Raw genomic sequence first — 23,668 nt, 5'->3', positions numbered from 1 at the left:
CCAGAATATGGAACAGTTAGATTATATTATTATTTTACTCTACTTTCTCGGACTGATTGCCGTGAGTGTTGTGATGTCCCGGAAAATTAAAAACTCCGAGGATATGTTTATTGCCGGACGAAATTCTTCGTGGTGGCTGTCGGGAGTCTCTTCCTACATGACTATCTTCTCGGCAAGTACCTTTGTCGTTTGGGGAGGCGTTGCTTATAAATCGGGACTTGTTGCGGTAGTTGTTGCACTTTGTCTTGGCGTAGCATCGTTTATTGTCGGTAAATGGATCTCGGGCAAATGGCGGGAGCTACGTATCAAATCGCCGGGAGAGTTCCTTACCATCCGGTTCGGACATCGCACGGTAAGTTTTTACACGATTTCAGGAATTATAGCCCGTGCGGTACATACGGCAGTGTCTCTGTATGCGGTAGCGGTTGTGATGTGTGCATTAATCAAAGTCGATGGTGGCAGTATTTTTGCAAGTACAGGTATGATGGGCGATTCACCGATGGGTTACCTAAGTATTTGGTGGGCGCTTCTTATCCTTGGTGCCATCGCTCTTGGATACACCATTGCCGGAGGATTTCTTGCGGTACTAATGACTGATGTAATTCAGTTCGGAGTACTTCTGGCCGTGGTTGTATTTATGATACCTCTTTCATTTAATGCAGTTGGAGGCGTAAGTGCATTTATTGATAAGGCCAGTGAGATACCGGGATTCTTCTCGGGCACATCTCCGACCTATACATGGGGGTGGCTTTTACTGTGGATATTTCTCAATGTGTCCATGATTGGCGGTGACTGGCCGTTTGTACAACGATACATAAGCGTGCCTACTACAAGAGACGCAAAAAAGAGTACTTATTTAATCGGAATTCTTTATATCGTCACTCCTCTCATCTGGTATCTTCCTACCATGATTTATCGTGTGATGGAACCCGGACTTGCGCTTGATTTGGATGCAACCACAATGACTTTCAACGGCGAACACGCTTATGTGAATATGAGCAAACTCGTGCTCATGAAAGGAATGGTCGGCATGATGTTGGCAGCGATGCTATCGGCTACATTGAGTAATGTTTCGGGCATTTTGAATGTATATGCCAATGTATATACTTATGATATTTGGGGACACAAAGAGAAAAACCGTCAGGCAGATGAGAAAAAGCGTATCAAGGTAGGACGTCTCTTCACATTTGTCTTTGGACTTGTGATTATCGCTTTGTCAATGCTCATCCCGTTTGCCGGAGGTGCCGAAAAGGTGGTAGTAACCCTTCTTACTATGGTGATGTGTCCTTTATATATTCCGTCGATATGGGGACTGTTCTCGAAGCGGCTGACAGGCAACCAACTTATTTCTGCAATGATTCTTACCTGGCTCGTTGGTATTATGGCTCGCGTCATAATTCCCGCCTCCGTTATTAGTCCAAGCCTTATAGAGTCAGTTGCCGGTTGTGTACTTCCTGTACTTATCCTTGCAATTATGGAAGTTTGGTCGGCACGTAAAAAGTATGAAGACAATGGTTATCAAGCCATTTGTGAATATACTGATCCTGAAGCCGATCGCGAACCGACATTAAAGGAGAAGAAAGCGGTATTAATCTATTCACATTTGGCTGTTAACTGCTTCTGTATTACCATTGGTGTCGTTGCGCTCTTACTGATAGGTCTGCTTATTGCCGGCGATCCGAAGACCCTTGCGGTCAAAGGAATTGTGATAGGAAGTATCGTACTGATGATTGCCATGATACTTGCTTATGTGATATACAGAATTATATATGCAAGACGTCTGAAAATGTCTAGCTAGTCAATTATTAATAACCCTAAATACTAATCAAATGAATCTAAAGATGTTATTGTTTGCAAGTGTGTCGCTTGTGCTTTTTGCATCTTGTCATAACTCGGATGATCCGTATATGACACTCGCGACAAAGACACTTGATGTAGAAGCAGAAGGTGGACTTTTCACTGTTGACCTTTCATCTAATGTCTATTACAGAGTCAATAATGACTGTCAGACTGATGGAAGCGATAGCCATTGGGCAGTTGTTGATTCGCATGAGACACAAGGTGAGATTACTAAGTTTACAATCAAAGTCTCTGAAAATTCATCGACTAGTTCACGTGTCGGTGCCATTCGTTTCATTGGCGATGATGTAACTCCTTTAAAGCTGGTTATTACCCAAAAGATGATTGTTCCAAAAGGTATCAGTCCTATCACCGAATCGATTGACGCAACTACAACAGAATCTTCGTTCAAAGTCTTTGGAGATAAGGAGTGGAAGGCTGTATGTACAGATGCGGATGTGACCGTTTCTCCTGCAAATGGGGTAGGCGAATGTGATATTAAACTTACTTTCCCGGAGAACAAGACATTTACCAAAAGGACAATTAAAGTAACGGTAACCATCCAGGATGATACAGACTATACCTATACTCTTGTACAAGATGCTTTCTCGGGTATTTTGGCTGATTGGGACTTGAATAGTTTAACTGCCAACACAAGTGGAACATTTGCTGATGATGAGGCACAATCGGTATTCCCGGGAACCAATGGCAAGTATATTGCTCCGAGTGCCGGAAGTGGTAAGATTGAGTATTGGGCATGTGACCGGACAGGTTATGTAGAGCAGAAAGTCGTATGCAGCCGTGCCGTGGGTGCTAATGGTGACCCGTATGTATCAGGAGCTATTCCGGGTGATTATTGGTATGTCTATGGGGATATGAAAGGTACGACCATTCCTGCCGGTACCAAGATACACTTCTATTTTGTGACCAAATTAGGAACGATGTGTTCCAACTACTGGATGATCGAATTCAAGGATGGAGAAGAATGGAAACCGGCTCTTCCGACTTCGACTCTTCAGGAAAGTGCGACAGAGACACTGTCGGGTGCACCTATCAATTACTCGGCGACTATTACCTACAACTTTGCGGGAATGTTGCTCGATAGCAGTAACAATGGCGCATATATCCCTGCCGAAGGAGTATTTACCACGACTAAGGATATGGATGAGATTGTGTTAAGATTCGGACAGGCAGGTCGTTTATGTCTTAATGGCGCCAAATTCGCTGGAAAGTATATTGACTGGACACATGCAAGCGGCCAGACACGTTTTTCAGCGCAACATCCGAGTAATCCTGAAACAGGTGCGGCAATCAAAGAGTATAACCAACATGTATTGCTTGAAATCGTAGAATAAAGAGTATGAAAAAAAGTATATTAAGCCTGTTATTGGCATGTTTCCTGCAAATCAATCTGGCTTTTGCACAGAATGTAATGAAGGGTGTCGTTAGCGATGCCAATGGTCCTCTTGTCGGAGTGGTGATCCACGATAAAGACAATGCAAAAGGTACTACCTCCGATATGTCGGGAAAGTATGCGCTCAATGGCGCTGAATCAGGCCATACAATAGAATTCCGTTATCTTGGTTATGTGACCGAGACTGTGGTGTGGGATGGTAAGAGTGTAGTAAATATAAAACTTAAAGAGGATGCTGTACAACTTGAAGAGACGGTTGTTATCGGCTATGGATCTGTAAAGAAGAAAGATCTTACAGGTGCGGTCGGTGTAATCAACAGTTCGCTTATCGAGAAACAGAGCACGTCTCAACTTTCACAATCTTTGCAAGGACTGATTCCGGGACTGACGGTTACCCGTTCGAGCAGTATGCCGGGAGCGAGTGCTACGGTTCAGGTGCGTGGTGTGACAACAATGTCTGATTCGAGTCCGCTTATCCTTGTCGATGGTATGATGGTCAGTAGCCTCGACAATATAGCAAGCGAAGACGTACAGCAGATTACTGTACTTAAAGATGCAGCTTCTGCATCCATCTATGGTGCCCGTGCTGCTGCCGGTGTTATCTTGATAACGACTAAGGAGGCAACCGAGGGACAGCTTTCGATCGGTTATAACGGAGAGATTTCGTTGTCTTCTCCTACCGAATTTCCGAAATTCCTGACCGACCCTTATCACTACATGACAATGTACAATGAATGGTCGTGGAACGATGCCGGTAATCCTGCGGGAGGCGAGTTTGCCAACTATTCACAGGACTACATCGACAACTATGCTACCAACAACAGGTATGATCCCATTCAATATCCTATCTATGATTGGAAAGACGCTATTCTTTCAAATACCGCTATGCGCCATAAGCATAACTTGACCATGACGTATGGCAACAAGGTAATCAAGAGCCACACTTCCGCTACCTACGAAAATGCCGACGCTATCTATAAAGGTTCAAACCACGAAAGAATCTCTATCCGTTCGCGTAATAATCTCAAGATTAGTGATAAGCTCTCCGGTTCTATCGATTTCTCGGTACGTTATGCCACGAAAAATGACCCGACTTCCGGTAGTCCGATTCGTGCAGCTTATATGTATCCTTCCATTTATTTGGGACTTTATCCGGATGGCCGTGTTGGTCCTGGTAAAGACGGCAGTCTTAGCAATACGCTTGCCGCCTTATTGGAAGGCGGAGAGAAGAAGACTGTATCCAACACAATGACCGGTAAATTCTCGTTGAGCTATAAGCCCATAAAAGATTTGACCCTTACTGCCAATCTGACTCCTACCGTCGGAACTGTTTCGATCAAGGAGATGAAGAAAGCCATACCTGTTTACGATGCATACGAAACCGATGTTATGCTGGGATATGTTTCAGGATATACTTCCAATTCGCTAAGTGAAGAACGCCGTAACATCAAATCATTGGAGAAACAATTCATCGCTACATACGACAAGACCTTCAGCAAGGTACATAACTTCAATGCCATGGTCGGTTATGAAGATTATAGTTATACGTATGAAACGATGTCGGGATCGACCAACGATATGTCTTTGTCTTCTTTCCCTTATCTTGATTTGGCGAACAAGAATGCTCTTGCCGTAGCCGGCAATTCTTATCAGAATGCATACCGTTCATTTTTTGGTCGTGTCATGTATAATTACGACAGCCGTTACTACCTCCAGCTCAATGCTCGTGAAGACGGATCTTCACGTTTTCACAAGGATCACCGTTGGGGATTCTTCCCGTCCGCATCGGTGGGTTGGGTCATCTCTAATGAGAAATTCATGCAAAACATAACCCCGATAAACTATCTGAAGTTCCGTGCCTCTATCGGTACGCTCGGTAATGAGCGGATTGGAAATTATCCTTATCAGACATACATTTCGTTCAATAATGCCATTATGTATGACAGTGCAGGTTCTACGCCCCAATCTTCGATGTCTGCCGCTCAACAGGATTATGCGTATGAGAATATCCATTGGGAGAAAACACAGAGCTGGGATATAGGTGTGGATGCCGCTTTCTTTAACAATCGTCTTGACTTTAGCGCAGACTATTATTATAAGAAGACAACAGATATGCTCTTGTCAGTGGCAATCCCGTCGTTTACAGGTTATTCGGCACCTGACAGGAATGTAGGTAAAATGCATACCCGCGGTTGGGAAGTGAAACTCGGCTGGTCTGACCGTATCGGAGATGTAAGTTATGCGGTAAGTTTTAATATCTCTGATTACAAGTCTATAATAGATAATCTTAATGGCAAGCAGCAGTTTAACAGCGATGGTACCATTATTACCGAAGGCGCAGAATATAACTCCTGGTACGGATATAAGACTGCAGGTTTGTTCCAGACCGCAGAGGAAGTCAGTGAAAGCGCTCTGCTTTCGGCTTCTACCAAACCGGGTGATGTGAAATATGTAGATGTCAGCGGTCCGGACGGCACTCCTGACGGAATTATCAATGAGACATACGACCGTGTAGTGCTTGGCAGCTCATTGCCACACTATCTATATGGAGGTTCTATTAGTTTGGGCTGGAAAGGTCTCTCTTTCTCCCTACTCTTCAATGGTGTCGGGAAACAACTTTCACGCCTCACCGAGAGTATGATTCGCCCTATGCAGGGACAATGGCTTCCGGCTCCGTCAGTCCTTCTGAACGACAATGGCAGCCGTAATTATTGGAGTGTATATAACACTGCAGAGCAGAACGCGGCAGCCAGCTATCCCCGTTTGAGCCATCAGGGCGGTGAATACAACAACTACAAAATGTCGGATTACTGGCTCAAGAGTAGTGCCTATATGCGTATAAAGAATATCAACGTTGGCTATACAGTTCCTAAAAAAATCGTCTCTAAAGTCGGAATCAAGGGACTTCGGGTGTACGTCAATATCGATGATCCATACTGCTTTGATAGTTATCTTTCGGGATGGGACCCTGAAGCAGGCGCTTCTACCTATATCACACGCACTTATACATTTGGAGTGGATATCAAATTCTAATGGAGTATGAAAAAATTACATAATATGAAAAAAATACATGTATTGATTTGCATGATAGCTCTTCTATCTGTAACTTCTTGTGTGAACCTCGATCTGAATCCTCCTTCAGCCGCATCCAGTGAAAACTGGTTCTCGTCACCGGAGGAAGTTCGAATCTCGTTGAACGATTTTTATCGCAGTACCTTCTTTGTTATAGAAGAAGGTTGGACGCTGGATCGTAATACGGATGACTGGGCGCAACGAACCAACATTTATACCATTGCGGCAGGTTCACTGAATGCGTCTTCTACAAGTAATCCTAACATCAAGACTGTTTGGAGTTACACGTATAAGAACATTAGTCGTGCCAACCGAATTTTGGAGGCACTCGACAAACTTGAAGGCAAATATTCCACCACTGAACTGAATACGCTTCGTGCCGAAGCCCGTTTTTTCAGAGCATTTGCTTATTCACGTTTGATTACTCTTTGGGGAGATGTTCCTTTCTACGTGACTTCGATTACTCCGGAGGAAGCATTTGAGATGGGGCGTACCGACAAAGCTGTCGTTCTGAAACAAATTTATGAAGATTATGACTATGCCGCAGAAAATTGCCGGCCGCAAATAATAATAGCGGCGCCACCCGTGTAGATAAAGGAACGGCTTATGCTTACAAGGCTCGTACCGCTCTCTATCAACACGACTACGGGACTGCCGCAAAGGCTGCGCAAGACTGTATGGATCTAGAAGTATATGACTTGGCCCCTGATTATGGAGAACTTTTCCGCGACAAGACAAGAGGAAGCAAAGAAGTTATCTTCTCTGTTGCTCACTCAAGCGATCTTGAGTTGGATGAAAACGGTAAACCTACTACACAGGCTATCGGTTCCTTTATTGCCCGTTCGGCAGGCGGTACACATAATGCGCAACCTTCGTGGGAACTTCTTGCTGTCTACGAAATGACGAATGGCAAGACGATTGATGAACCGGGCAGCGGTTTTGATCCTCACGATCCATTTGCCAACCGTGATCCCCGTTGCCTGGAAACATTTGCTGCTCCCGGCAGCCGTATCTATGGTATTGAGTGGAACCCTGCGCCAAACGCACTCGAAGTAATGGACTATACACAAAATCGTATGATTACAAACAAAGATTCCAAAGGCGGTTCAGATGCTTCCAATTGCGCTTACAATGGTTGTTGCCTGCGCAAAGGCGCGCAAGAGTCATGGCGTACTACTTTGTATAACGACAACCCCGTCATTCTCATGCGTTATGCCGATGTTTTGTTGATGTATGCCGAAGCTAAGATTGAACTGGGAGAGATTGACGCTACTGTCCTTGCTTGCATCAACGATGTCCGTGCCCGTGCTTATGGCACCACCCGTACACAAACCAACGACTATCCGTCCATCACGACAACCGATCAGACAGCATTGCGCAAAGTGCTCCGTCGTGAGCGTCGTGTGGAGTTTGCATGGGAAAATCTGCGCTATTTCGACTTGCTTCGTTGGCATCAGTTTGAGAATGCTTTCGGACACAATATGTACGGATTTACCCGTACAGCCAACAGGGCAAAGGAATACTTTGCGGCAGGCAACTGGTTTTGGCCGGAGACTCCGACATTTGACAAAGACGGATTTCCTTCTTTTGAAGCGATGGCCGACGGAACCTATATCGTCCAGCATGGTGAACGTAAGTATGATGAGAAGATTTATTTATGGCCATTGCCAAGTGATGATGTATTGATAATGAATGGCAAACTTGTTCAAAATCCAGGGTACTAACTTTATTAAATAAATGATATTATGAGCATTGGAGAAATTTTATTGCGCAGTCGCTATCAACCATTGAAAAGGGTGTTGAGCTATGATGTATTCAATACCGGCTTTAACGGCTGGATGACATTGATGCCTAACTTTACGGAATATCCCGATTTTGATGTTCCCAAGACATTGGTCAATAAAGACCAGTGGCCACCGGTCATGCTTAGTTCCGCTACTTTCAGGTATCCGGGCACTCACGGGGCTATGTCCGGCACTTACTCTCTTAAACTTTCGACAAGACCTGTTGCCGCTCCTTATACGGAGATTCCGGCGGAAGGTTGTCTGGGACATGCCATTAAGCGGCTTTCGTTCTCTCGCCCGGGCTGCAAATATTTGCAGATAGAATGTTGGTTTACATACACGGCGGAGCAGGATGTGGTGGATGGCGGTGACCGTCCGCAACCGGGTTTACATGAAAGTTCCATCCGCGACTTTGGCCTGGGATTCGATGTACAGGAGGGTGGAAAGCGCTACCATGTAGGAGTCCGCTATCTCAATGCAGTAGATGGCAAATTAATGCAGAAGTGGCAGTATGAACATTCCAATGAAGACATAACCGACCGCGATTGGGCTTATGGACTTGACGGAGACTGGTGTAAGAGGGGAGTCGATCCCTGGTGGTTCGGCCGCCGTTATCCTAATGGCGACCACGATGGATTCAAGGATTTGAAAGATGGTCATCAGAAACTCATTTACAATGAGACCGACTGTAAACTCAATTGGCAATACATGCGTCTGAAACTTGACACGGAGCTTCGTGAATATGTAGAGTTCCAATGTCAGGACAAAATTTGGGATATGCGTGGCATTGAGGCCGATACCGTTGACGGATATGGACGCATCGACAATCTTATCAATCCTCTTTTCTGGGTGGGTACTGATACCAATCGTCGTGTATTCTTTTATATAGATTCTGTTGTTGTTTCACAAGAATAAAAGGAGGAATGTAATATATGAAAATGTTTAATGATTCCCATCTTGAGGTAAAGAAGTTCTTTAAAGGTACTTTCTTCACTCATCCTTACGAGGCTGGTTGGGCAGATGAGGCTATATTCTTTGTTATGGTTGAGAAAATAGAAGGAGATCCCGTATTCGAAGGTCGTGTACAACTATCGCAAGACGGTATACATTGGGCTGACGACGGTAGTGAGCCTGTAATCTTCAAAGGACTTGGCCAACATATTATAAAGGTAAATTCAAATTTTGGTAATTATATTCGTCTTGCTGTCAGCATTGAAGGCGGAGAGATGTTTTTAAATCTTCATATAGCATGCAAAGGTTAATATTTATATTTAGTCTGTTCATCCTTGCGATTGTAGGATGCAGCTCCAATGAGTCTCACTCATTTTTGATTCGTCCGGATGGAGGTGGGGAAGATGCTGCCACTGAAATAGAGGTAGGTAAAACGATTCCTGCCTGGCAGGAGGGGGTGATGGATATTCATTTCATCAATACGACTACCGGTGAAAGCATGTTTGTAATATTCCCGGATGGTACGCAAATGCTTATCGATGCCGCAAGTTCGAGTGTTACAACCAACTCTAATAGTAATACGACCAATACCGGTATCCGTAGTCGTTGGGATCCGACTCTGACTTCTACCCGTGGTTCGCAGATTATAACTGATTACATTCGTAAGTGTATGGTATGGACAGGTAACAGTACGATTGATTATGCCGTACTTACCCACTTCCATAATGACCACTTTGGCGGTTATACTTCTTCCTTGCCAAAATCAGCTAATTCCAGTACTTATTCGTTGATAGGTTTTGCCGAGATTTTCGATAATTTCAAGATTGGTACGCTTCTTGATCGTGGCTATCCCGATTATAACTATCCGTTCGACATGGCGACAATGGCAGACAATGCTCCAAGTTGTAATAACTATATCAATGCAGTGAAATGGCATGTCGCCAATCAAAAGTTCGATGCTGCGATATTTAAAGCAGGGGCGAATAATCAGATCGTTCAGAAGTATAATCCTGCAAAGTATCCTACTGCAAAGGTGCAAAACGTGGCAGTGAATGGAGAGATCTGGACAGGTTCGGGCACTACCACAAAGAAGACATTCCCTGAACTCTCGGAGATTACATACGAAAACAGTAAGAACATTACCTCCAGTGACAATTGTCCGCCGGAGAATATAACCAGTTGTGTGATGAAAGTTTCGTATGGCAACTTTGACTTCTTTGCCGGTGGTGACCTTCAGTATAACGGACGTTCGACTTATGCATGGAAAGATGCCGAATTGCCCTGTGCAAAAGTAGTAGGTCAGGTGGAACTGATGAAAGCCGACCATCATGGAACGAGCAACACCAATCAGGTGGATGCTCTGAAAGCACTCAATCCACAAACGATTGTTGTCAATTCGTGGGTAGATTGTCATCCCCGTACCGATATACTGAATTCGATGGAGACAACACTCCCTGCGTGTGACATGTTTATCACTAACTTCTGGCAGGGCGATCGTCCCAGCGGAGTAGACGACCGGGTTACGGCGGAAGAGGCTGCGAGAGTAAAGGGATATGATGGACATATTGTAGTTCGTGTGACCGATGGAGGAAACAAATACAGAGTTGTGACAATCACAGATTCTGACGGGGCAATGACTGTTAAGACTATTTCCGGTCCATATACAAGCAGATAATGAATACAAAATATTATGATGTAATAGTAGCAGGTGCAGGTCCTGCCGGGATATGTGCGGCTGTAGCCGCCGCCCGGCAAGGAGCACGTGTTGCCCTTATCGAAAGATACGGAGTCATTGGAGGTAACCTGACCGCCGGGTATGTCGGCCCTATTCTCGGTAGTGTAAGCAAGAACACGATGCGCGATGAGGTTTGTGCTATTCTTGGCGTCGAAGACAATGACTGGATTGGCGAACATGGAAATGCTCACGATTTCGAAGAGGCAAAACTTACATTGGCAGAATTTGTCGCCAGGGAAAAGAACGTCGATGTCTTTTTGCAATGTTGCGTGTCGGATGTTATTCGTGACGGAAAGGTGGTAAAAGGCATTAAGTGTGCAAGTAACGAGGGGACGCTCTGTTTTGAAGCCGCGGTTACGATTGACTGTACCGGTGATGCCATAGTATCTTTTCTTGCCGGTGCAAAAATAGAAAAAGGACGTGCTGACGGACTCATGCAGCCTGTAACCCTTGAATACACCATTGATGGCGTAGATGAGTCGAAAGGAATTATCTGCATTGGAGATGTAGACAATGTTCAATTGAATGGCGAGTGTTTTCTTGATTGGTGTAAAAAGAAAGCCGATGAGGGCAAACTTCCCCGGATGCTTGCTGCCGTGCGTTTGCATCCGTCGGTCAGACCGGGTTGCCGTCAGGTAAATACGACACAAGTCAATAGAGTGGATATTACTTCGGTAAGCTCTATTTTCGCCGCCGATCTTGAACTTAGGCAACAGATACGCCTCCTGACTCAATTCTTGAAAGAAAATTTGCCGGGTTACGAAAACTGTAGAGTGATCGGAAGTGGTACAACAACCGGAGTGCGCGAAAGCCGCAGGGTGATGGGCGACTATGTGATCGATGCCGATGAAATGGCGGAAGGCTGCCGTTTTGCCGATGTGGTGGTACATAAAGCATTGTTCATTGTCGATATACATAATCCTGACGGAGCCGGACAGGCGGAACCGACCATCCAATATTGCAAACCATACGATTTGCCGTATCGTTGTTTTCTCCCGTTGGGCTTGGAAGGGCTTCTGGTGGCGGGACGGTGCATATCGGGTACTCACAGAGCTCACGCTTCCTATCGTGTCATGAGTATTTGCATGGCGATGGGAGAGGCAGTTGGTATTGCCGCTGCCATGAGTGCGTCGCAGCATTGTACTCCGCGGGCTCTCGATGTGGGAGAGTTGCAGAAACGGCTTGAGTCGTTAGGCGTAGAGCTGTTCGATTAACGTAGAACATAATCATACTTTAAATTTATAGAGCATACTTATGAAAAAGATCTATTTGTCTGTCGTGTGCTTACTGATCTCTATTCCCCTTATCGCCCAGTTGTATGTAGAGCCGGAGAAAGAGGTGGAGTGCTCTGTCTTCCTGGCAAAGGAAGGACGGGGGCGGGCACAGCAAGGACTTGAAATATGGGATGATTACATATTTTCGTGCGAGGATGGAGGGCACGTGAATATCTATGATTTCAAAAGTGCCGATCCGAAACCTGTGGCAGGCTTTGAGTTGGCGTCCTCCCATCCGGACAACCATGTAAATAATGTATGCTTTGGCGTCGAGACAAAACGCGGAGCATCGTTTCCTCTCTTGTATATCACAAACGGGAAGGTAGGAAGCGAGTTGGAATGGTTGTGTTTTGTGGAGAGCATCACCCGTCGTGGAAAACGTTTTAGCAGCGAAATCGCACAGACAATTGAACTCGATGGCTCGAAATGGGCGGAGAAAGGGTATGTCTCCATCTTTGGAGCGCCAAGCTGGCTGGTCGATCGGGAACGGGGCTTTATATGGATATTCTCGGCGCGTAAACGTACTGTGGCGAAGGTGACAAAGCATGCATGGGAAAACCTGTATGTCGCCACCAAATTCCGCATACCGTCGTTGAGTGAGGGTGCAAAGGTGCGCCTCGACGAAAATGACATTCTCGATCAGGTGGTGTTCCCCTATGAGGTATGGTTCACGCAAGCGGGCTGTATGCATGATGGTAAAATCTATTTCTGCTTCGGAGTTGGGAAACAGGATGACAGCCGTCCTTCCTGCATCCGGGTGTACGATACGGATAGGCGGACAATTACTGTCCGGTACAATGTGCAGGAACAGGTTATTTATGAACCGGAAGATATTGTGGTCAAAGACGGAGTTATGTATGTCAATACCAATACGAATGCGAAAAAGACGTCTGATCTTCCTTGCATATTCAAACTCTCTCTTCCGAAAGAAAAGCCGGTGGCCGAAAATCCTCTCGACGAGATACGCAGGGATCCGGAACGTGCGGGCGGCGTGTATTATGTGACCGATCTTTCACATCCGGTTACGCCGGCGCCCAAAGGATATACGCCTTTCTATATAAACGGCTATTTCCGTCATGGAGCGCGTCAGATAGACGATGAGGTGACTTATTCTGCCATATACGGCGTATTGGAGAAAGCTCATGCCACAAACAACCTTACCGATTTTGGGAAAGCCTTGTACGAACGTCTTGAACCGTTCAAGAAGAATGTGTTTTACAAAGAAGGCGATCTGACACAAATCGGTTATCGTCAGACAAGGGAGATAGGCCGGAGGATGGTACAAAACTATCCGGAAGTATTTGAAGGCCATCCCTATTTGAAGACTAACGCAACGAATGTGCTTCGGGTGGCGGCCACCATGCAATCTGTAAATTCGGGCATTTTGTCGCTACGCCCCAGGCTTGAATGGGCGGAGATAGACAACTCCCGTTCGTTCCTTACCACACTGAATCCATACGGTAACGTATGTCCCGGCAGGAGTCCGCTTGATAAATATATACTTGGTAAGGAAAACAGTTGGTATAAAAAATATCGTTCATATATAGATGAAAAGTTGGATGTGGATGCTTTTTTTAGAAGACTGTTTATAGATGTTACACAAGTAGAAAGTGAATATGACAAGTACGACCTGATCCATCGCTTCTGGTTAATGGCATCACTGATGCAATGCCTCGACCGCCAAGTGCCTATATGGGATATCTTTACAGAAGAGGAAATATTGGCTTGGGCGGAAATCGAGAACTATAAGTATTTTGCGCAGAAAGGTCCTGAACCGGTATCTCACGGGCGTAGTTGGGGACTTGCATCCCGCACGTTACGCCATTTGTTAGACGAATCTGCCGAAGATCTGGTGCGCAAGCGTCATGGTATCAATCTCAACTTCGGACACGATGGCGTTCTGATGGCCATCTTGACCAATTTGCAAGCCGGGACGTGGGCGCGGGAGGCTAGTAATTCCAAAGAAGCGTTACGGAGTTGGAAGTATTGGGATATTCCGATGGGTGCGAACCTTCAGATGATCTTTTACCAATCAGAAGGCAATCCGGACGTTTTAGTTAAGTTTATGCTGAATGAAAAAGACCTCCGGTTGCCGTTGGAAGCGGTTGAAGCATCTTATTACAAATGGAATGAGGTTTATAAATTCTATATAGAACATTGCGACAAGGTGGAAAAATCACTTGCCGAAACATTGAAATTATCGTATGAAGACTTTTAATTATAATCGTGCTGAAATAAAGGCCGGAATAGTACATTTCGGCGTTGGAAACTTCCATCGTGCACATCTCGAAGCTTACACAAATTTATTACTTGAAGATCCGTCACAAAGATGCTGGGGGGTATTCGGAGCCATGATTATGCCTACGGACGGGGTATTGTTCAACGCCCTCAAGAAAGATGACGGCATATATCAGTTGACGACATGCAGCCCTTCCGGCGAACAGGATAGTATGCTGATTGGTTCGCTTGTAGAACTGGCATGGGGGGAAATAGGCAGTGAGCCTATCATCGCTAAAATAGCATCGGAGGAGATAAAAATTATCTCTCTCACCATTACCGAAGGGGGATATAAGGTTGACTTTAACAAGTCGCGCAGTGTGTTCTGGTATGTAGCCGAAGGACTTAAACGTCGGATGGAGAAAGATTTGCCGATTACGATTCTTTCGTGTGACAACATGCAGATGAACGGCAATGTCGCCAAATGTGCGTTTATGTCATACTTCGAAGCGAAATATCCCGAGGTGGCAGCGTGGGCGAAAAAGAAAGTGACGTTCCCGAATTCGATGGTAGATCGAATCACTCCCGTAACAAAACCGGGTAAGGTTACAGATGTGTGTTGTGAAGACTTTATACAATGGGTGATTGAAGATAATTTCATTGCAGGCCGTCCTGCATGGGAGAAGGTGGGAGTTACATTCACCCATGATGTGACCCCGTATGAAATCATGAAATTAAGTCTTCTCAATGCGTCACATACTCTTCTTTCTTATCCTGCCTATATGGAAGGATTCAGGAAGGTCGATGCTGTAATGGCAGACGAGAGGTATCGTGCAATGATAAAGTTGTTTATGAATAGGGACGTTACTCCTTATGTTCCGGTTCCCGAAGGCGTTGACCTTGAAGCGTATAAAGACCAGCTTATCGAACGATTTTCAAACAAGGCGATCAGCGATCAGGTATCACGGCTTTGCGGCGATGGCATTGCTAAGTTTGCCGTTTATGTGGTACCCATACTCAAACAGATGTTGCAGGATGGGAAGGATATTTCGATAGAGGCTTTCCTGATAGCTGTTTATTGCAAATACCTGATAGGTGCGCGCACCGAGTCCGGTGAAAATATAGCTATCTCCGAACCTCACATCACCCCGGCGGACAGGAAGTTGATTTCCGGAGGATCGCCGGCCGAGTTCTTGAAAATATCACCTTTTGTGTCATTGGGACTGGACAAATATCCTGTGTTTATGGAAAAGTATGAGCAGTTTTATGCTATGCAGGTAGCGGAAGGGTTGAAGGTCTTATTACAGTAAACAACTAAAAAATAGAAGGCAATGAAGAAGTTTTTCATAACGGTTGTTCTGTCGCTTTCGTGCGTATTGTCGGTTTCGGCACAAAAACAGACGGAGGCGTCAACGCTTAACCTGATAGGTAAGCCGTTTGAATCGACTCCCAATCCCTATCATAGAGTTGATACATTGGTTTATAAAGGTTTTAACAGGACGGAGAATCGACAACTCCGTTGCTCTGCCGGTATGGCTGTGTTGTTTAAAACGAACACACGTAATATACAGATTACGACAAAGTGGGGATATGTATATTCGAGCCATTCAACCATGCCGATCTCTTATAAAGGATATGATCTTTATATCAAAAATGCAAACGGTCAATGGCAGTATGCGGCAAGCGGTTCATTGAAAGCGTATAAGGGCGAGAAAACCGAGACATTCACGCTCATTGAGAATATGGATGGTACGATGCACGAATGTATGATGTATATGCCGATGTATTCGGAGGTCATTTCTTGTAAGATAGGGATAGATGACAATGCTGTTATCGAACCGTTGAAGTCCGATTTTCGTCACAGGATAGCGGTATATGGCTCTTCGTTTACGCAGGGAGTGAGCACGGATCGATCCGGTATGAGTTATCCCATGCAATTTATGCGTAATACAGGTCTTCAAGTCGTGTCGCTCGCAACAAGCGGACGTTGCCTGATGCAACCTTACATGCTCGACGTTCTTGCGGAAGTCAAGGCTGATGCCTTTATATTCGATACTTTTTCAAATCCTGACGCAGAACTGATAAGAGAGCGCCTGATGCCGTTTATCGATCGGCTTATAGCGGCACATCCGGCTACTCCGTTGATATTTCAGCGTACGATCTATCGTGAACGACGTTCATTCGATACAGTTCTTGATGCGAAAGAACGGGCTAAGGCGGCAACCGTAGAGGAGTTGTTTGCGAAAATCCTCACGAACCCGAAATATAAAGACGTTTATCTGATTACGCCTGATGCTTCCGATGCGCATGAGACATCGGTCGACGGAACTCATCCAAGTAGTTATGGATATGCACTTTGGGCGAAGTCGATAGAGACTCCGGTAATAGAAATTTTAAGTAAATATGGTATAAAATGAGACAAGCGGTATTAGTAGAACCAAAACATATTGAATTTCGTGAAGTTGAGGCGCCTAAGGCGTCGGACCTGAAAGAACATCAGGTGCTTCTGAATATTAAGAGAATTGGTATTTGTGGAAGTGAGATACATTCTTATCACGGATGTCATCCGGCAACTTTTTATCCGGTAGTTCAGGGGCATGAATATTCGGCAGTGGTAGTCGCTACGGGGACGGCGGTTACGATCTGCAAGGCGGGTGACATTGTCACCGCACGTCCGCAACTTGCGTGTGGGAAGTGCAAGCCTTGTCAGCGGGGAGAGTATAATATTTGTGAAGAGCTAAGAGTGCAAGCCTTTCAGGCAAATGGAGCTGCGCAAGACTTTTTTGTGGTTGATGATGACAGGATTGCGGTATTGCCTGAAGGTATGTCACTTGATTATGGGGCTATGATAGAACCGGTGGCAGTGGCTGCGCATGCAACCATGCGTGGCGGGGACTTGAAAGGTAAGAATGTGGTTGTATCGGGTGCCGGAACGATCGGTAACCTCGTGGCGCAGTTCGCTAAGGCAAGAGGAGCCAAACGGGTTCTTATTACCGATGTAAGTGATTTCAGACTTGAAATCGCTCGTAAATGTGGTATAGTAGATACGCTCAATGTAGCTAAGACGCCGCTCAAAGAAGGAGCGAAGAGGCTTTTCGGGGATGAAGATTTTCAAGCTGCGTTTGAGGTTGCCGGGGTTGAGTCGAGTATTCGTTCGCTTATGGAGTGTATCGAAAAAGGGAGTACCATTGTTGTAGTGGCGGTATTTGGCAAGGATCCGTCACTTGATATGTTCTATTTGGGAGAGCACGAACTGAAGGTGAACGGAACGATGATGTATCGCCATGAAGATTATCTTACGGCTATCGATCAGGTAAGTTCGGGAGCTATCCGTCTCGAACCGCTTATTTCGAATCATTTCCCGTTCGAGCAGTATGACGAGGCATATAAATTTATAGACGAGAATGGTGCAACATCCATGAAAATAATTATTAAACTATAAAACCATGAAAATAATAGGTATAGGAGAAGTTGTTTGGGATTGCTTCCCGGAAGGTAAGAGACTTGGCGGAGCGCCTATCAATTTCTGTTTTTTTGCGAAGGAATTGGGAGCAGAATCATATCCCGTTACGGCAATAGGTGAGGACGAACTCGGCGATGAAACGTTTACAGTGCTTAAAGAGACCGGACTTGATTTAGGATATATTTCCCGTAATATTTTGCCGACAGGTAAAGTGCTTGTATCGTTGAATGAGGCCGGTGTACCGCAATATGACATTGTTGAGAATGTTGCTTGGGATGCTATCGAGTGTAGTCCTGCGACCATGAAACTTGTCAGCGATGCAGATGCTGTTTGTTGGGGCTCTTTGGCACAGCGAAGTGAAAAGTCACGTGCTGCAATCTTGAGACTCATAGATGCCGTGCCGGATACCTCTTTGAAGGTGTTTGATATTAATATCAGGCAACGTTTTTATTCAACAGACTTGATTGTGGAATCTTTGCAAAAAGCAAATGTGCTCAAATTGAATGAAGACGAATTGCCGTTATTGATCTCTCTTCTTTCCCTTTCGACTGATTTTGTGGAAGCTATCGCAGAACTCATTGCTCGTTTTTCGCTCAAGTATGTTATATTCACACAAGGGGCAGTACGTAGTGGCATATATGATGCAAGTGGGGAAGTGTCATCCATAAACACACCTAAAGTCGAGGTGGCCGATACTGTAGGTGCAGGCGACTCGTTTACTGCTACCTTTGTTGTGAATATACTTAGAGGGGCGTCGGTCGCTGAATCACACCGCAAAGCGGTAGATGTATCGGCATATACTTGTACACAAAGGGGGGCTATTAATCCGTTGCCGGATAGTAAAAAGTAATCTCTTTTGATTGCATTTTATAGATAACTCCAGTTAAATAGTTATTTTTGCAGAAATAACTGATTTTTACGAAATAAAGGAACCCATGTTGAAAATATTAGTAACCTACGCCGTACAAGGCGAATTTGTAGAACTTAAATGGCCGGATATAGAACCTTACTACGTTCGTACAGGTATTGGTAAAGTTAAATCAGCCTTTCATTTGGCAGAGGCAATCCGTCAGGTACAACCGGACTTGGTGCTCAATATCGGAAGTGCTGGAACAGTCAATCATCAGGTAGGAGATATTTTTGTATGTCGCAAGTTCATAGACCGTGATATGCAGAAAATGAAAGAGTTCGGATTGGAGTGTGAGATCGATTCATCAGCTCTGCTCGAAGAAAAAGGTTATTGCACGCATTGGACGGAACATGGAATCTGCAATACAGGAGATGGTTTCCTCACCGAGTTGACTCACGTTAGCGGAGATGTTGTAGATATGGAAGCATACGCACAGGCATTTGTTTGCCGTTCAAAAGAAATACCGTTTATTTCCGTGAAATACGTGACTGATATTATTGGTCAGAACTCCGTGAAACATTGGGAAGATAAACTTGCCGATGCACGGCAGGGACTATCACACTATTTCAATGTCTTGAAAGAAAGAATATGATAAGTGACTCCTGCGGCTATCAATCCCAGGAGAATCTTTACCCATATAAAAGGTATTAGGAAGAAAATGCAATAAAGCATCGTTCCCCACATTAATACGAGAGAAATTATTTTGGCACGGAGAGGAATCGCCTTGTTTTCGCGGAAATTGCGGATATAAGGACCGAAGTGCCGATGGTTGAGCAGCCAGTTATATAATCGGGGTGACCCTTTGAAATAAAGGGCGGCGGTGAGCAATAGAAAAGGGGTAGTGGGCAGTAGCGGCAGAAAGATGCCGAGAATGCCGAGCGCAAGAGAAATACTACCTAAAACAATATATAGAGTTTTCATGCGGCAAAGATAGTGCAAAAAAAGGGAAAAAATAACACTCTTTGCTGGATGAAAACTCTATTTTATATTACCTTTGCCGTTGCATCGAGGTGACATTAGATGCGTGTAACTATTAAAATACATACACTCATGTTTACAGTAATCAAACGCATGGAGATCTCGGCTTCTCATAAGCTGGTACTCCCGTATCGCAGTAAATGCGCCAGTTTACATGGTCACAACTGGATTATCACCGTCTATTGCCGTTCTATGCGGCTCAACTCCGAAGGAATGGTGGTAGATTTCACCCGCATCAAAGAAGTGGTCACGGAGAAACTCGACCATCAAAATCTGAACGAAGTACTCCCATTTAATCCCACAGCGGAGAATATTGCCCGGTGGGTATGCAAACAGATTCCTCAATGCTATAAAGTAGAAGTGCAGGAATCGGAAGGAAACATTGTCATCTACGAGAAAGATTCCGGCAGCGCAGAAGGACAAGAATAGCAAACCAAACAAATTTTGATGATGAGAAAGATTAATGAAATCTTTTACAGCTTGCAGGGCGAAGGCTACCATACCGGAACTCCGGCCATCTTCGTCCGTTTTTCCGGCTGCAACCTGAAATGTGACTTTTGCGACACACAACACGAAGAAGGAAAAATGATGACCGACGATGAAATAATCGCCGAAGTGAAAAAATATCCTGCCGTCACCGTTGTCCTTACGGGCGGCGAGCCTTCCTTATGGATAGACGATGAATTGATCGACCGTTTGCACCAAGCAGGCAAATATGTGACCATCGAAACCAACGGTACACGCCCCCTGCCGGCAGCTATCGACTGGGTGACCTGCTCCCCCAAACAAGGGGCGAAACTTGCCATCGACCGGATGGATGAAGTGAAAGTGGTCTATGAAGGACAAGATATAAGTATTTTTGAACTACTTCCGGCCGAACATTTTTTCCTCCAGCCTTGTTCTTGTAATAACACTGCTTCAACAGTGGACTGTGTAATGCGACATCCCAAATGGAGACTCAGCCTGCAAACACACAAATTAATCGACATCCGTTGAACAAAATAGACGGGTGATGCGGAAGAAGCTTAAATTATTACAAAATATAGTATGAAAGTAGGTTTGTTTATTCCTTGTTATATCAATGCTATTTACCCCAATGTGGGAGTGGCATCGTATAGACTATTGAAAAGTTTGGGAGTAGACGTCGATTATCCGTTGGATCAGACTTGTTGCGGACAACCGATGGCAAATGCCGGTTTTGAAGATGAATCGATGAAATTGGCACTCCGTTTTGACGATCTGTTTCGGGAATACGATTACATCGTCGGTCCTTCCGCCAGTTGTGTGGCATTTGTGAAAGAGAATCATCCGGGCATCTTGGAGAAAGAAGGACATGTTTGTCAGAGTGCGGGAAAGATTTATGATATTTGTGAGTTCATTCACGATGTCTTGAAACCTTCCAAAATTCCTGCACGCTTTCCTCATAAAGTCAGTATTCACAATAGCTGTCATGGGGTGCGCGAACTGTTGATTTCCGCTCCCACCGAACTGAACATCCCTTATTACAATAAATTGCGTGACCTGCTCAATCTGGTAGAAGGCATCGAAGTATTCGAGCCCAGCCATATTGACGAGTGTTGCGGCTTTGGCGGAATGTTTGCGGTGGAAGAGCAGGCAGTCTCCGTCTGCATGGGGCGTGATAAGGTAAAAGATCACATCGCTACCGGAGCCGAGTATATTGTCGGAGCGGACAGTTCCTGCCTGATGCACATGCAAGGTGTCATCAAACGGGAGCATCTGCCTATTCAGATTATCCATATTGTAGAAATTCTAGCGTCGCAATCATGAGTACAAAACATTCAAAGGCTGCCGAAAAGTTCTTGCAGGACAGCAAGATGGCAGCATGGCATAATGAAACCCTTTGGATGGTCCGTGCCAAAAGGGACAAGATGAGCAAGGAAGTTCCCGAATGGGAAGAGTTGCGCAACAAGGCTTGCGAGTTGAAACTATACTCCAACAGCCACCTCGAAGAACTTCTGCTGGAGTTTGAGAAGAATGCTACCGCCAACGGCGCCATCGTACATTGGGCAAAAGATGCCGATGAATACTGCGCCATCGTCTACGAAATACTGAATGAGCATAACGTCCACCATTTCATCAAGAGCAAATCCATGCTCGCCGAAGAGTGTGGATTGAATCCTTTCCTGATGGAGCGTGGCATCGATGTCGTAGAGTCCGATTTGGGCGAACGCATCCTGCAACTGATGCATCTCGAACCGAGCCACATCGTATTGCCTGCCATCCACATCAAACGGGAACAGGTAGGCGAACTATTCGAAAAGGAGATGGGCACGGAAAAGGGAAACTTTGATCCTACCTACCTGACTCATGCCGCACGTAAGAACCTGCGCCATCTCTTCCTCAATGCCGAAGCCGCCATGACAGGCGCCAACTTTGCCGTTGCTTCAACCGGTGACATTGTGGTCTGCACCAATGAAGGAAATGCCGATATGGGTACTTCCTACCCGAAACTGAACATTGCCGCTTTCGGTATGGAAAAGATTGTCCCGGATCTGGACGCGTTAGGCGTGTTCACCCGATTACTCGCCCGTTCGGCCACCGGACAACCGGTGACAACATATACCTCTCATTACCGCCGTCCCCGCGAAGGCGGTGAATATCATATTATCATCGTAGACAACGGCCGGAGTGCCTTACTGTCCAAGCCCGATCATATCAAGACACTGAACTGTATTCGTTGCGGTGCGTGCATGAACACCTGCCCGGTGTACCGCCGGAGTGGAGGCTACTCTTATACGTACTTCATCCCCGGACCTATTGGCATCAACTTGGGTATGGCCCACGCTCCGGAGAAGTATTATGATAATCTTTCAGCCTGTTCTCTGTGTATGTCCTGTTCCGATGTCTGTCCGGTGAAAGTAGATTTGGCCGAACAGATTTACAAATGGCGTCAGGATTTGGACGGACTGGGGAAAGCCAATACGGGAAAGAAGATCATGTCCGGTGGTATGAAGTTCCTGATGGAGCGTCCGGCATTGTTCAACGCAGCCTTGTGGGCAGCCCCGGTGGTAAATGGCCTGCCTCGTTTCATGAAATACAACGATCTCGACGATTGGGGAAAGGGGCGTGAACTGCCGGAATTTGCCAGCGAGTCGTTCAATGAAATGTGGAAGAAAAACAAAGTACAGGGAAAGGAGGAATCCAAATGAGCAGCAGAGAAGAAATATTAGCCAGCATCCGCCAGCATACGCAGACGCGTTATGATAAACCGGATATTGCGGATATGAAACGATTGTCATATCCTGACAAAATAGAACAGTTCTGTGCAATCAGCCGTGCAGTGGGTGGTACAGCAGTTGTATTGGGTGAAGGGGAAGATGTGAATACAGTCATAAGACGGACTTATTCGGATGCTATGCGCATTGCTTCCGTATTGCCGGATATTTCCTGCGCTACGTTCAATCCCGATAATTTGGATGATCCGAAAGAGTTGGACGGCACAGATGTTGCCGTAGTGAAAGGAGAAATCGGAGTAGCCGAAAACGGAGCCATCTGGATACCGCAGACGGTGAAATATAAAGCGATCTATTTTATCTCGGAGAAGTTGGTCATTCTGCTCGACCGGAATAAAATTGTAGATACCATGTATGACGCCTACCGCGAACTGGACGGACAGGAATATCAGTTCGGAACGTTCATCTCCGGTCCGTCAAAGACTGCTGATATTGAGCAGGCTTTAGTGATGGGAGCGCATGGGGCACGAGCCGTGTTAGTGATATTAACCTAATGTTTCCGTGTTGATTATTCTAAAATAAATTTGGTTTCAAAACAATGGAGTTTTATATTTGTTAGTACAAACGAAATGGAGACTCCGTTGACGCTGTAAAAACAGAGGCTCTATTGATAAGAAATAGAGCCTTTGTTTTATATAAACAGAGCTTCCGTTTGATGTAAATAGAGGCTCTGTTTGGATAAAGTCCGGCTTCCATCTGATGTAATAGAGTCTTTGGGAGAATATAGTCGAATCTCCTTTGATGTAAATAGGATATCTGTTTCTGTTTGTCCATAGT

Annotated in this window: 19 protein-coding genes and 1 pseudogene; 19 read left to right on the top strand and 1 reads right to left on the bottom strand. The window is 45.3% G+C overall.

Going from position 1 to position 23,668, the window contains the following annotated elements:
* Positions 1-7: 7 nt before the first annotated feature.
* The 14 genes and pseudogenes from DXA05_RS06970 (at position 8) to DXA05_RS06905 (ending at position 19,251) form a co-directional block, all read left to right on the top strand.
* Positions 8-1,798, top strand: coding sequence for a sodium:solute symporter family protein (locus DXA05_RS06970; protein ID WP_120079006.1), 1,791 nt, complete (start codon positions 8-10; stop codon positions 1,796-1,798).
* Positions 1,799-1,829: 31 nt separating this feature from the next.
* Positions 1,830-3,194: a BACON domain-containing protein gene (locus DXA05_RS06965; RefSeq protein ID WP_128858960.1), complete on the top strand. Its 1,365-nt coding sequence runs from the start codon at positions 1,830-1,832 to the stop codon at positions 3,192-3,194.
* A 5-nt stretch (positions 3,195-3,199) separates the two neighbouring features.
* Positions 3,200-6,286 (top strand): TonB-dependent receptor, encoded by a 3,087-nt coding sequence (locus tag DXA05_RS06960; protein WP_004313405.1) that lies wholly within the window; start codon positions 3,200-3,202, stop codon positions 6,284-6,286.
* Between the two features lie 24 nt (positions 6,287-6,310).
* Positions 6,311-8,049, top strand: a pseudogene (locus DXA05_RS06955) (RagB/SusD family nutrient uptake outer membrane protein).
* 21 nt (positions 8,050-8,070) lie between these two features.
* Positions 8,071-9,024 (top strand): DUF6772 family protein, encoded by a 954-nt coding sequence (locus tag DXA05_RS06950; RefSeq protein ID WP_128858959.1) that lies wholly within the window; start codon positions 8,071-8,073, stop codon positions 9,022-9,024.
* A 17-nt stretch (positions 9,025-9,041) separates the two neighbouring features.
* Complete coding sequence (locus DXA05_RS06945; protein WP_004304776.1) at positions 9,042-9,371, top strand: hypothetical protein; 330 nt, start codon at positions 9,042-9,044, stop codon at positions 9,369-9,371.
* On the top strand, positions 9,359-10,735 hold the full coding sequence (locus DXA05_RS06940) for a hypothetical protein (protein WP_128858958.1): 1,377 nt from the start codon (positions 9,359-9,361) through the stop codon (positions 10,733-10,735). Before DXA05_RS06945 ends, DXA05_RS06940 begins: the two co-directional genes overlap by 13 nt.
* Entirely contained in the window at positions 10,735-12,009 is a 1,275-nt protein-coding gene (locus DXA05_RS06935) for an FAD-dependent oxidoreductase (protein ID WP_117513545.1), read from the top strand. Before DXA05_RS06940 ends, DXA05_RS06935 begins: the two co-directional genes overlap by 1 nt.
* Before the next feature lie 40 nt (positions 12,010-12,049).
* Entirely contained in the window at positions 12,050-14,287 is a 2,238-nt protein-coding gene (locus DXA05_RS06930; protein ID WP_128858957.1) for a histidine phosphatase family protein, read from the top strand.
* On the top strand, positions 14,274-15,596 hold the full coding sequence (locus tag DXA05_RS06925; protein WP_118408614.1) for a mannitol dehydrogenase family protein: 1,323 nt from the start codon (positions 14,274-14,276) through the stop codon (positions 15,594-15,596). Before DXA05_RS06930 ends, DXA05_RS06925 begins: the two co-directional genes overlap by 14 nt.
* A 21-nt stretch (positions 15,597-15,617) precedes the next feature.
* Positions 15,618-16,703 (top strand): SGNH/GDSL hydrolase family protein, encoded by a 1,086-nt coding sequence (locus DXA05_RS06920; protein WP_128858956.1) that lies wholly within the window; start codon positions 15,618-15,620, stop codon positions 16,701-16,703.
* Complete coding sequence (locus tag DXA05_RS06915; protein ID WP_128858955.1) at positions 16,700-17,728, top strand: alcohol dehydrogenase catalytic domain-containing protein; 1,029 nt, start codon at positions 16,700-16,702, stop codon at positions 17,726-17,728. The genes DXA05_RS06920 and DXA05_RS06915 overlap by 4 nt, the downstream gene beginning before the upstream one ends.
* A gap of 4 nt (positions 17,729-17,732) precedes the next feature.
* Positions 17,733-18,599 carry a carbohydrate kinase gene (locus DXA05_RS06910; protein ID WP_128858954.1) on the top strand — a complete coding sequence of 289 codons (867 nt, stop codon included), beginning with the start codon at positions 17,733-17,735 and terminating at the stop codon, positions 18,597-18,599.
* 85 nt (positions 18,600-18,684) lie between these two features.
* Positions 18,685-19,251, top strand: a complete 567-nt coding sequence (locus DXA05_RS06905) for an MTA/SAH nucleosidase (RefSeq protein ID WP_008775563.1) — start codon at positions 18,685-18,687, stop codon at positions 19,249-19,251.
* Here the strand turns inward: DXA05_RS06905 and DXA05_RS06900 are convergent.
* Complete coding sequence (locus tag DXA05_RS06900) at positions 19,221-19,580, bottom strand: YbaN family protein (protein ID WP_004304786.1); 360 nt, start codon at positions 19,578-19,580, stop codon at positions 19,221-19,223. The genes DXA05_RS06905 and DXA05_RS06900 overlap by 31 nt on opposite strands.
* Before the next feature lie 129 nt (positions 19,581-19,709).
* Here DXA05_RS06900 and DXA05_RS06895 point away from each other — a divergent pair, with 129 nt between their 5' ends.
* Genes DXA05_RS06895 through DXA05_RS06875 form a run of 5 tightly spaced genes read left to right on the top strand, consistent with a single transcriptional unit; the run spans position 19,710 to position 23,385 of the window.
* Complete coding sequence (locus tag DXA05_RS06895; RefSeq protein ID WP_128858953.1) at positions 19,710-20,066, top strand: 6-carboxytetrahydropterin synthase; 357 nt, start codon at positions 19,710-19,712, stop codon at positions 20,064-20,066.
* Positions 20,067-20,087: 21 nt separating this feature from the next.
* A complete protein-coding gene (locus DXA05_RS06890) occupies positions 20,088-20,633 on the top strand; it encodes a radical SAM protein (protein ID WP_004320698.1) in 546 nt (181 codons plus the stop codon).
* Between the two features lie 51 nt (positions 20,634-20,684).
* Entirely contained in the window at positions 20,685-21,425 is a 741-nt protein-coding gene (locus tag DXA05_RS06885) for a (Fe-S)-binding protein (protein WP_004304789.1), read from the top strand.
* Positions 21,422-22,807: an LUD domain-containing protein gene (locus DXA05_RS06880; RefSeq protein WP_004304790.1), complete on the top strand. Its 1,386-nt coding sequence runs from the start codon at positions 21,422-21,424 to the stop codon at positions 22,805-22,807. Before DXA05_RS06885 ends, DXA05_RS06880 begins: the two co-directional genes overlap by 4 nt.
* Positions 22,804-23,385, top strand: coding sequence for an LUD domain-containing protein (locus DXA05_RS06875; protein WP_128858952.1), 582 nt, complete (start codon positions 22,804-22,806; stop codon positions 23,383-23,385). The genes DXA05_RS06880 and DXA05_RS06875 overlap by 4 nt, the downstream gene beginning before the upstream one ends.
* Positions 23,386-23,668: the final 283 nt, after the last annotated feature.

Source organism: Bacteroides sp. AM54-2NS, from assembly GCF_003602935.1.
Taxonomy (GTDB): Bacteria; Bacteroidota; Bacteroidia; order Bacteroidales; family Bacteroidaceae; genus Bacteroides; species Bacteroides xylanisolvens.
The sequence above is the reverse complement of the archived record's forward strand: the minus strand, read 5'-3'. Positions and strand labels throughout refer to the sequence as shown.

Bases quoted from the DNA above. Each gene is read 5' to 3' on its own strand.
- DXA05_RS06950 (WP_128858959.1), top strand. From the start codon at position 8,071: ATGAGCATTGGAGAAATTTTATTGCGCAGTCGCTATCAACCATTGAAA.
- DXA05_RS06885 (WP_004304789.1), top strand. From the start codon at position 20,685: ATGAAAGTAGGTTTGTTTATTCCTTGTTATATCAATGCTATTTACCCC.
- DXA05_RS06915 (WP_128858955.1), top strand. From the start codon at position 16,700: ATGAGACAAGCGGTATTAGTAGAACCAAAACATATTGAATTTCGTGAA.
- DXA05_RS06875 (WP_128858952.1), top strand. From the start codon at position 22,804: ATGAGCAGCAGAGAAGAAATATTAGCCAGCATCCGCCAGCATACGCAG.
- DXA05_RS06910 (WP_128858954.1), top strand. From the start codon at position 17,733: ATGAAAATAATAGGTATAGGAGAAGTTGTTTGGGATTGCTTCCCGGAA.
- DXA05_RS06960 (WP_004313405.1), top strand. From the start codon at position 3,200: ATGAAAAAAAGTATATTAAGCCTGTTATTGGCATGTTTCCTGCAAATC.
- DXA05_RS06965 (WP_128858960.1), top strand. From the start codon at position 1,830: ATGAATCTAAAGATGTTATTGTTTGCAAGTGTGTCGCTTGTGCTTTTT.
- DXA05_RS06900 (WP_004304786.1), bottom strand. From the start codon at position 19,580: ATGAAAACTCTATATATTGTTTTAGGTAGTATTTCTCTTGCGCTCGGC.
- DXA05_RS06890 (WP_004320698.1), top strand. From the start codon at position 20,088: ATGAGAAAGATTAATGAAATCTTTTACAGCTTGCAGGGCGAAGGCTAC.
- DXA05_RS06905 (WP_008775563.1), top strand. From the start codon at position 18,685: ATGTTGAAAATATTAGTAACCTACGCCGTACAAGGCGAATTTGTAGAA.
- DXA05_RS06895 (WP_128858953.1), top strand. From the start codon at position 19,710: ATGTTTACAGTAATCAAACGCATGGAGATCTCGGCTTCTCATAAGCTG.
- DXA05_RS06880 (WP_004304790.1), top strand. From the start codon at position 21,422: ATGAGTACAAAACATTCAAAGGCTGCCGAAAAGTTCTTGCAGGACAGC.
- DXA05_RS06935 (WP_117513545.1), top strand. From the start codon at position 10,735: ATGAATACAAAATATTATGATGTAATAGTAGCAGGTGCAGGTCCTGCC.
- DXA05_RS06930 (WP_128858957.1), top strand. From the start codon at position 12,050: ATGAAAAAGATCTATTTGTCTGTCGTGTGCTTACTGATCTCTATTCCC.
- DXA05_RS06945 (WP_004304776.1), top strand. From the start codon at position 9,042: ATGAAAATGTTTAATGATTCCCATCTTGAGGTAAAGAAGTTCTTTAAA.
- DXA05_RS06920 (WP_128858956.1), top strand. From the start codon at position 15,618: ATGAAGAAGTTTTTCATAACGGTTGTTCTGTCGCTTTCGTGCGTATTG.
- DXA05_RS06970 (WP_120079006.1), top strand. From the start codon at position 8: ATGGAACAGTTAGATTATATTATTATTTTACTCTACTTTCTCGGACTG.
- DXA05_RS06940 (WP_128858958.1), top strand. From the start codon at position 9,359: ATGCAAAGGTTAATATTTATATTTAGTCTGTTCATCCTTGCGATTGTA.
- DXA05_RS06925 (WP_118408614.1), top strand. From the start codon at position 14,274: ATGAAGACTTTTAATTATAATCGTGCTGAAATAAAGGCCGGAATAGTA.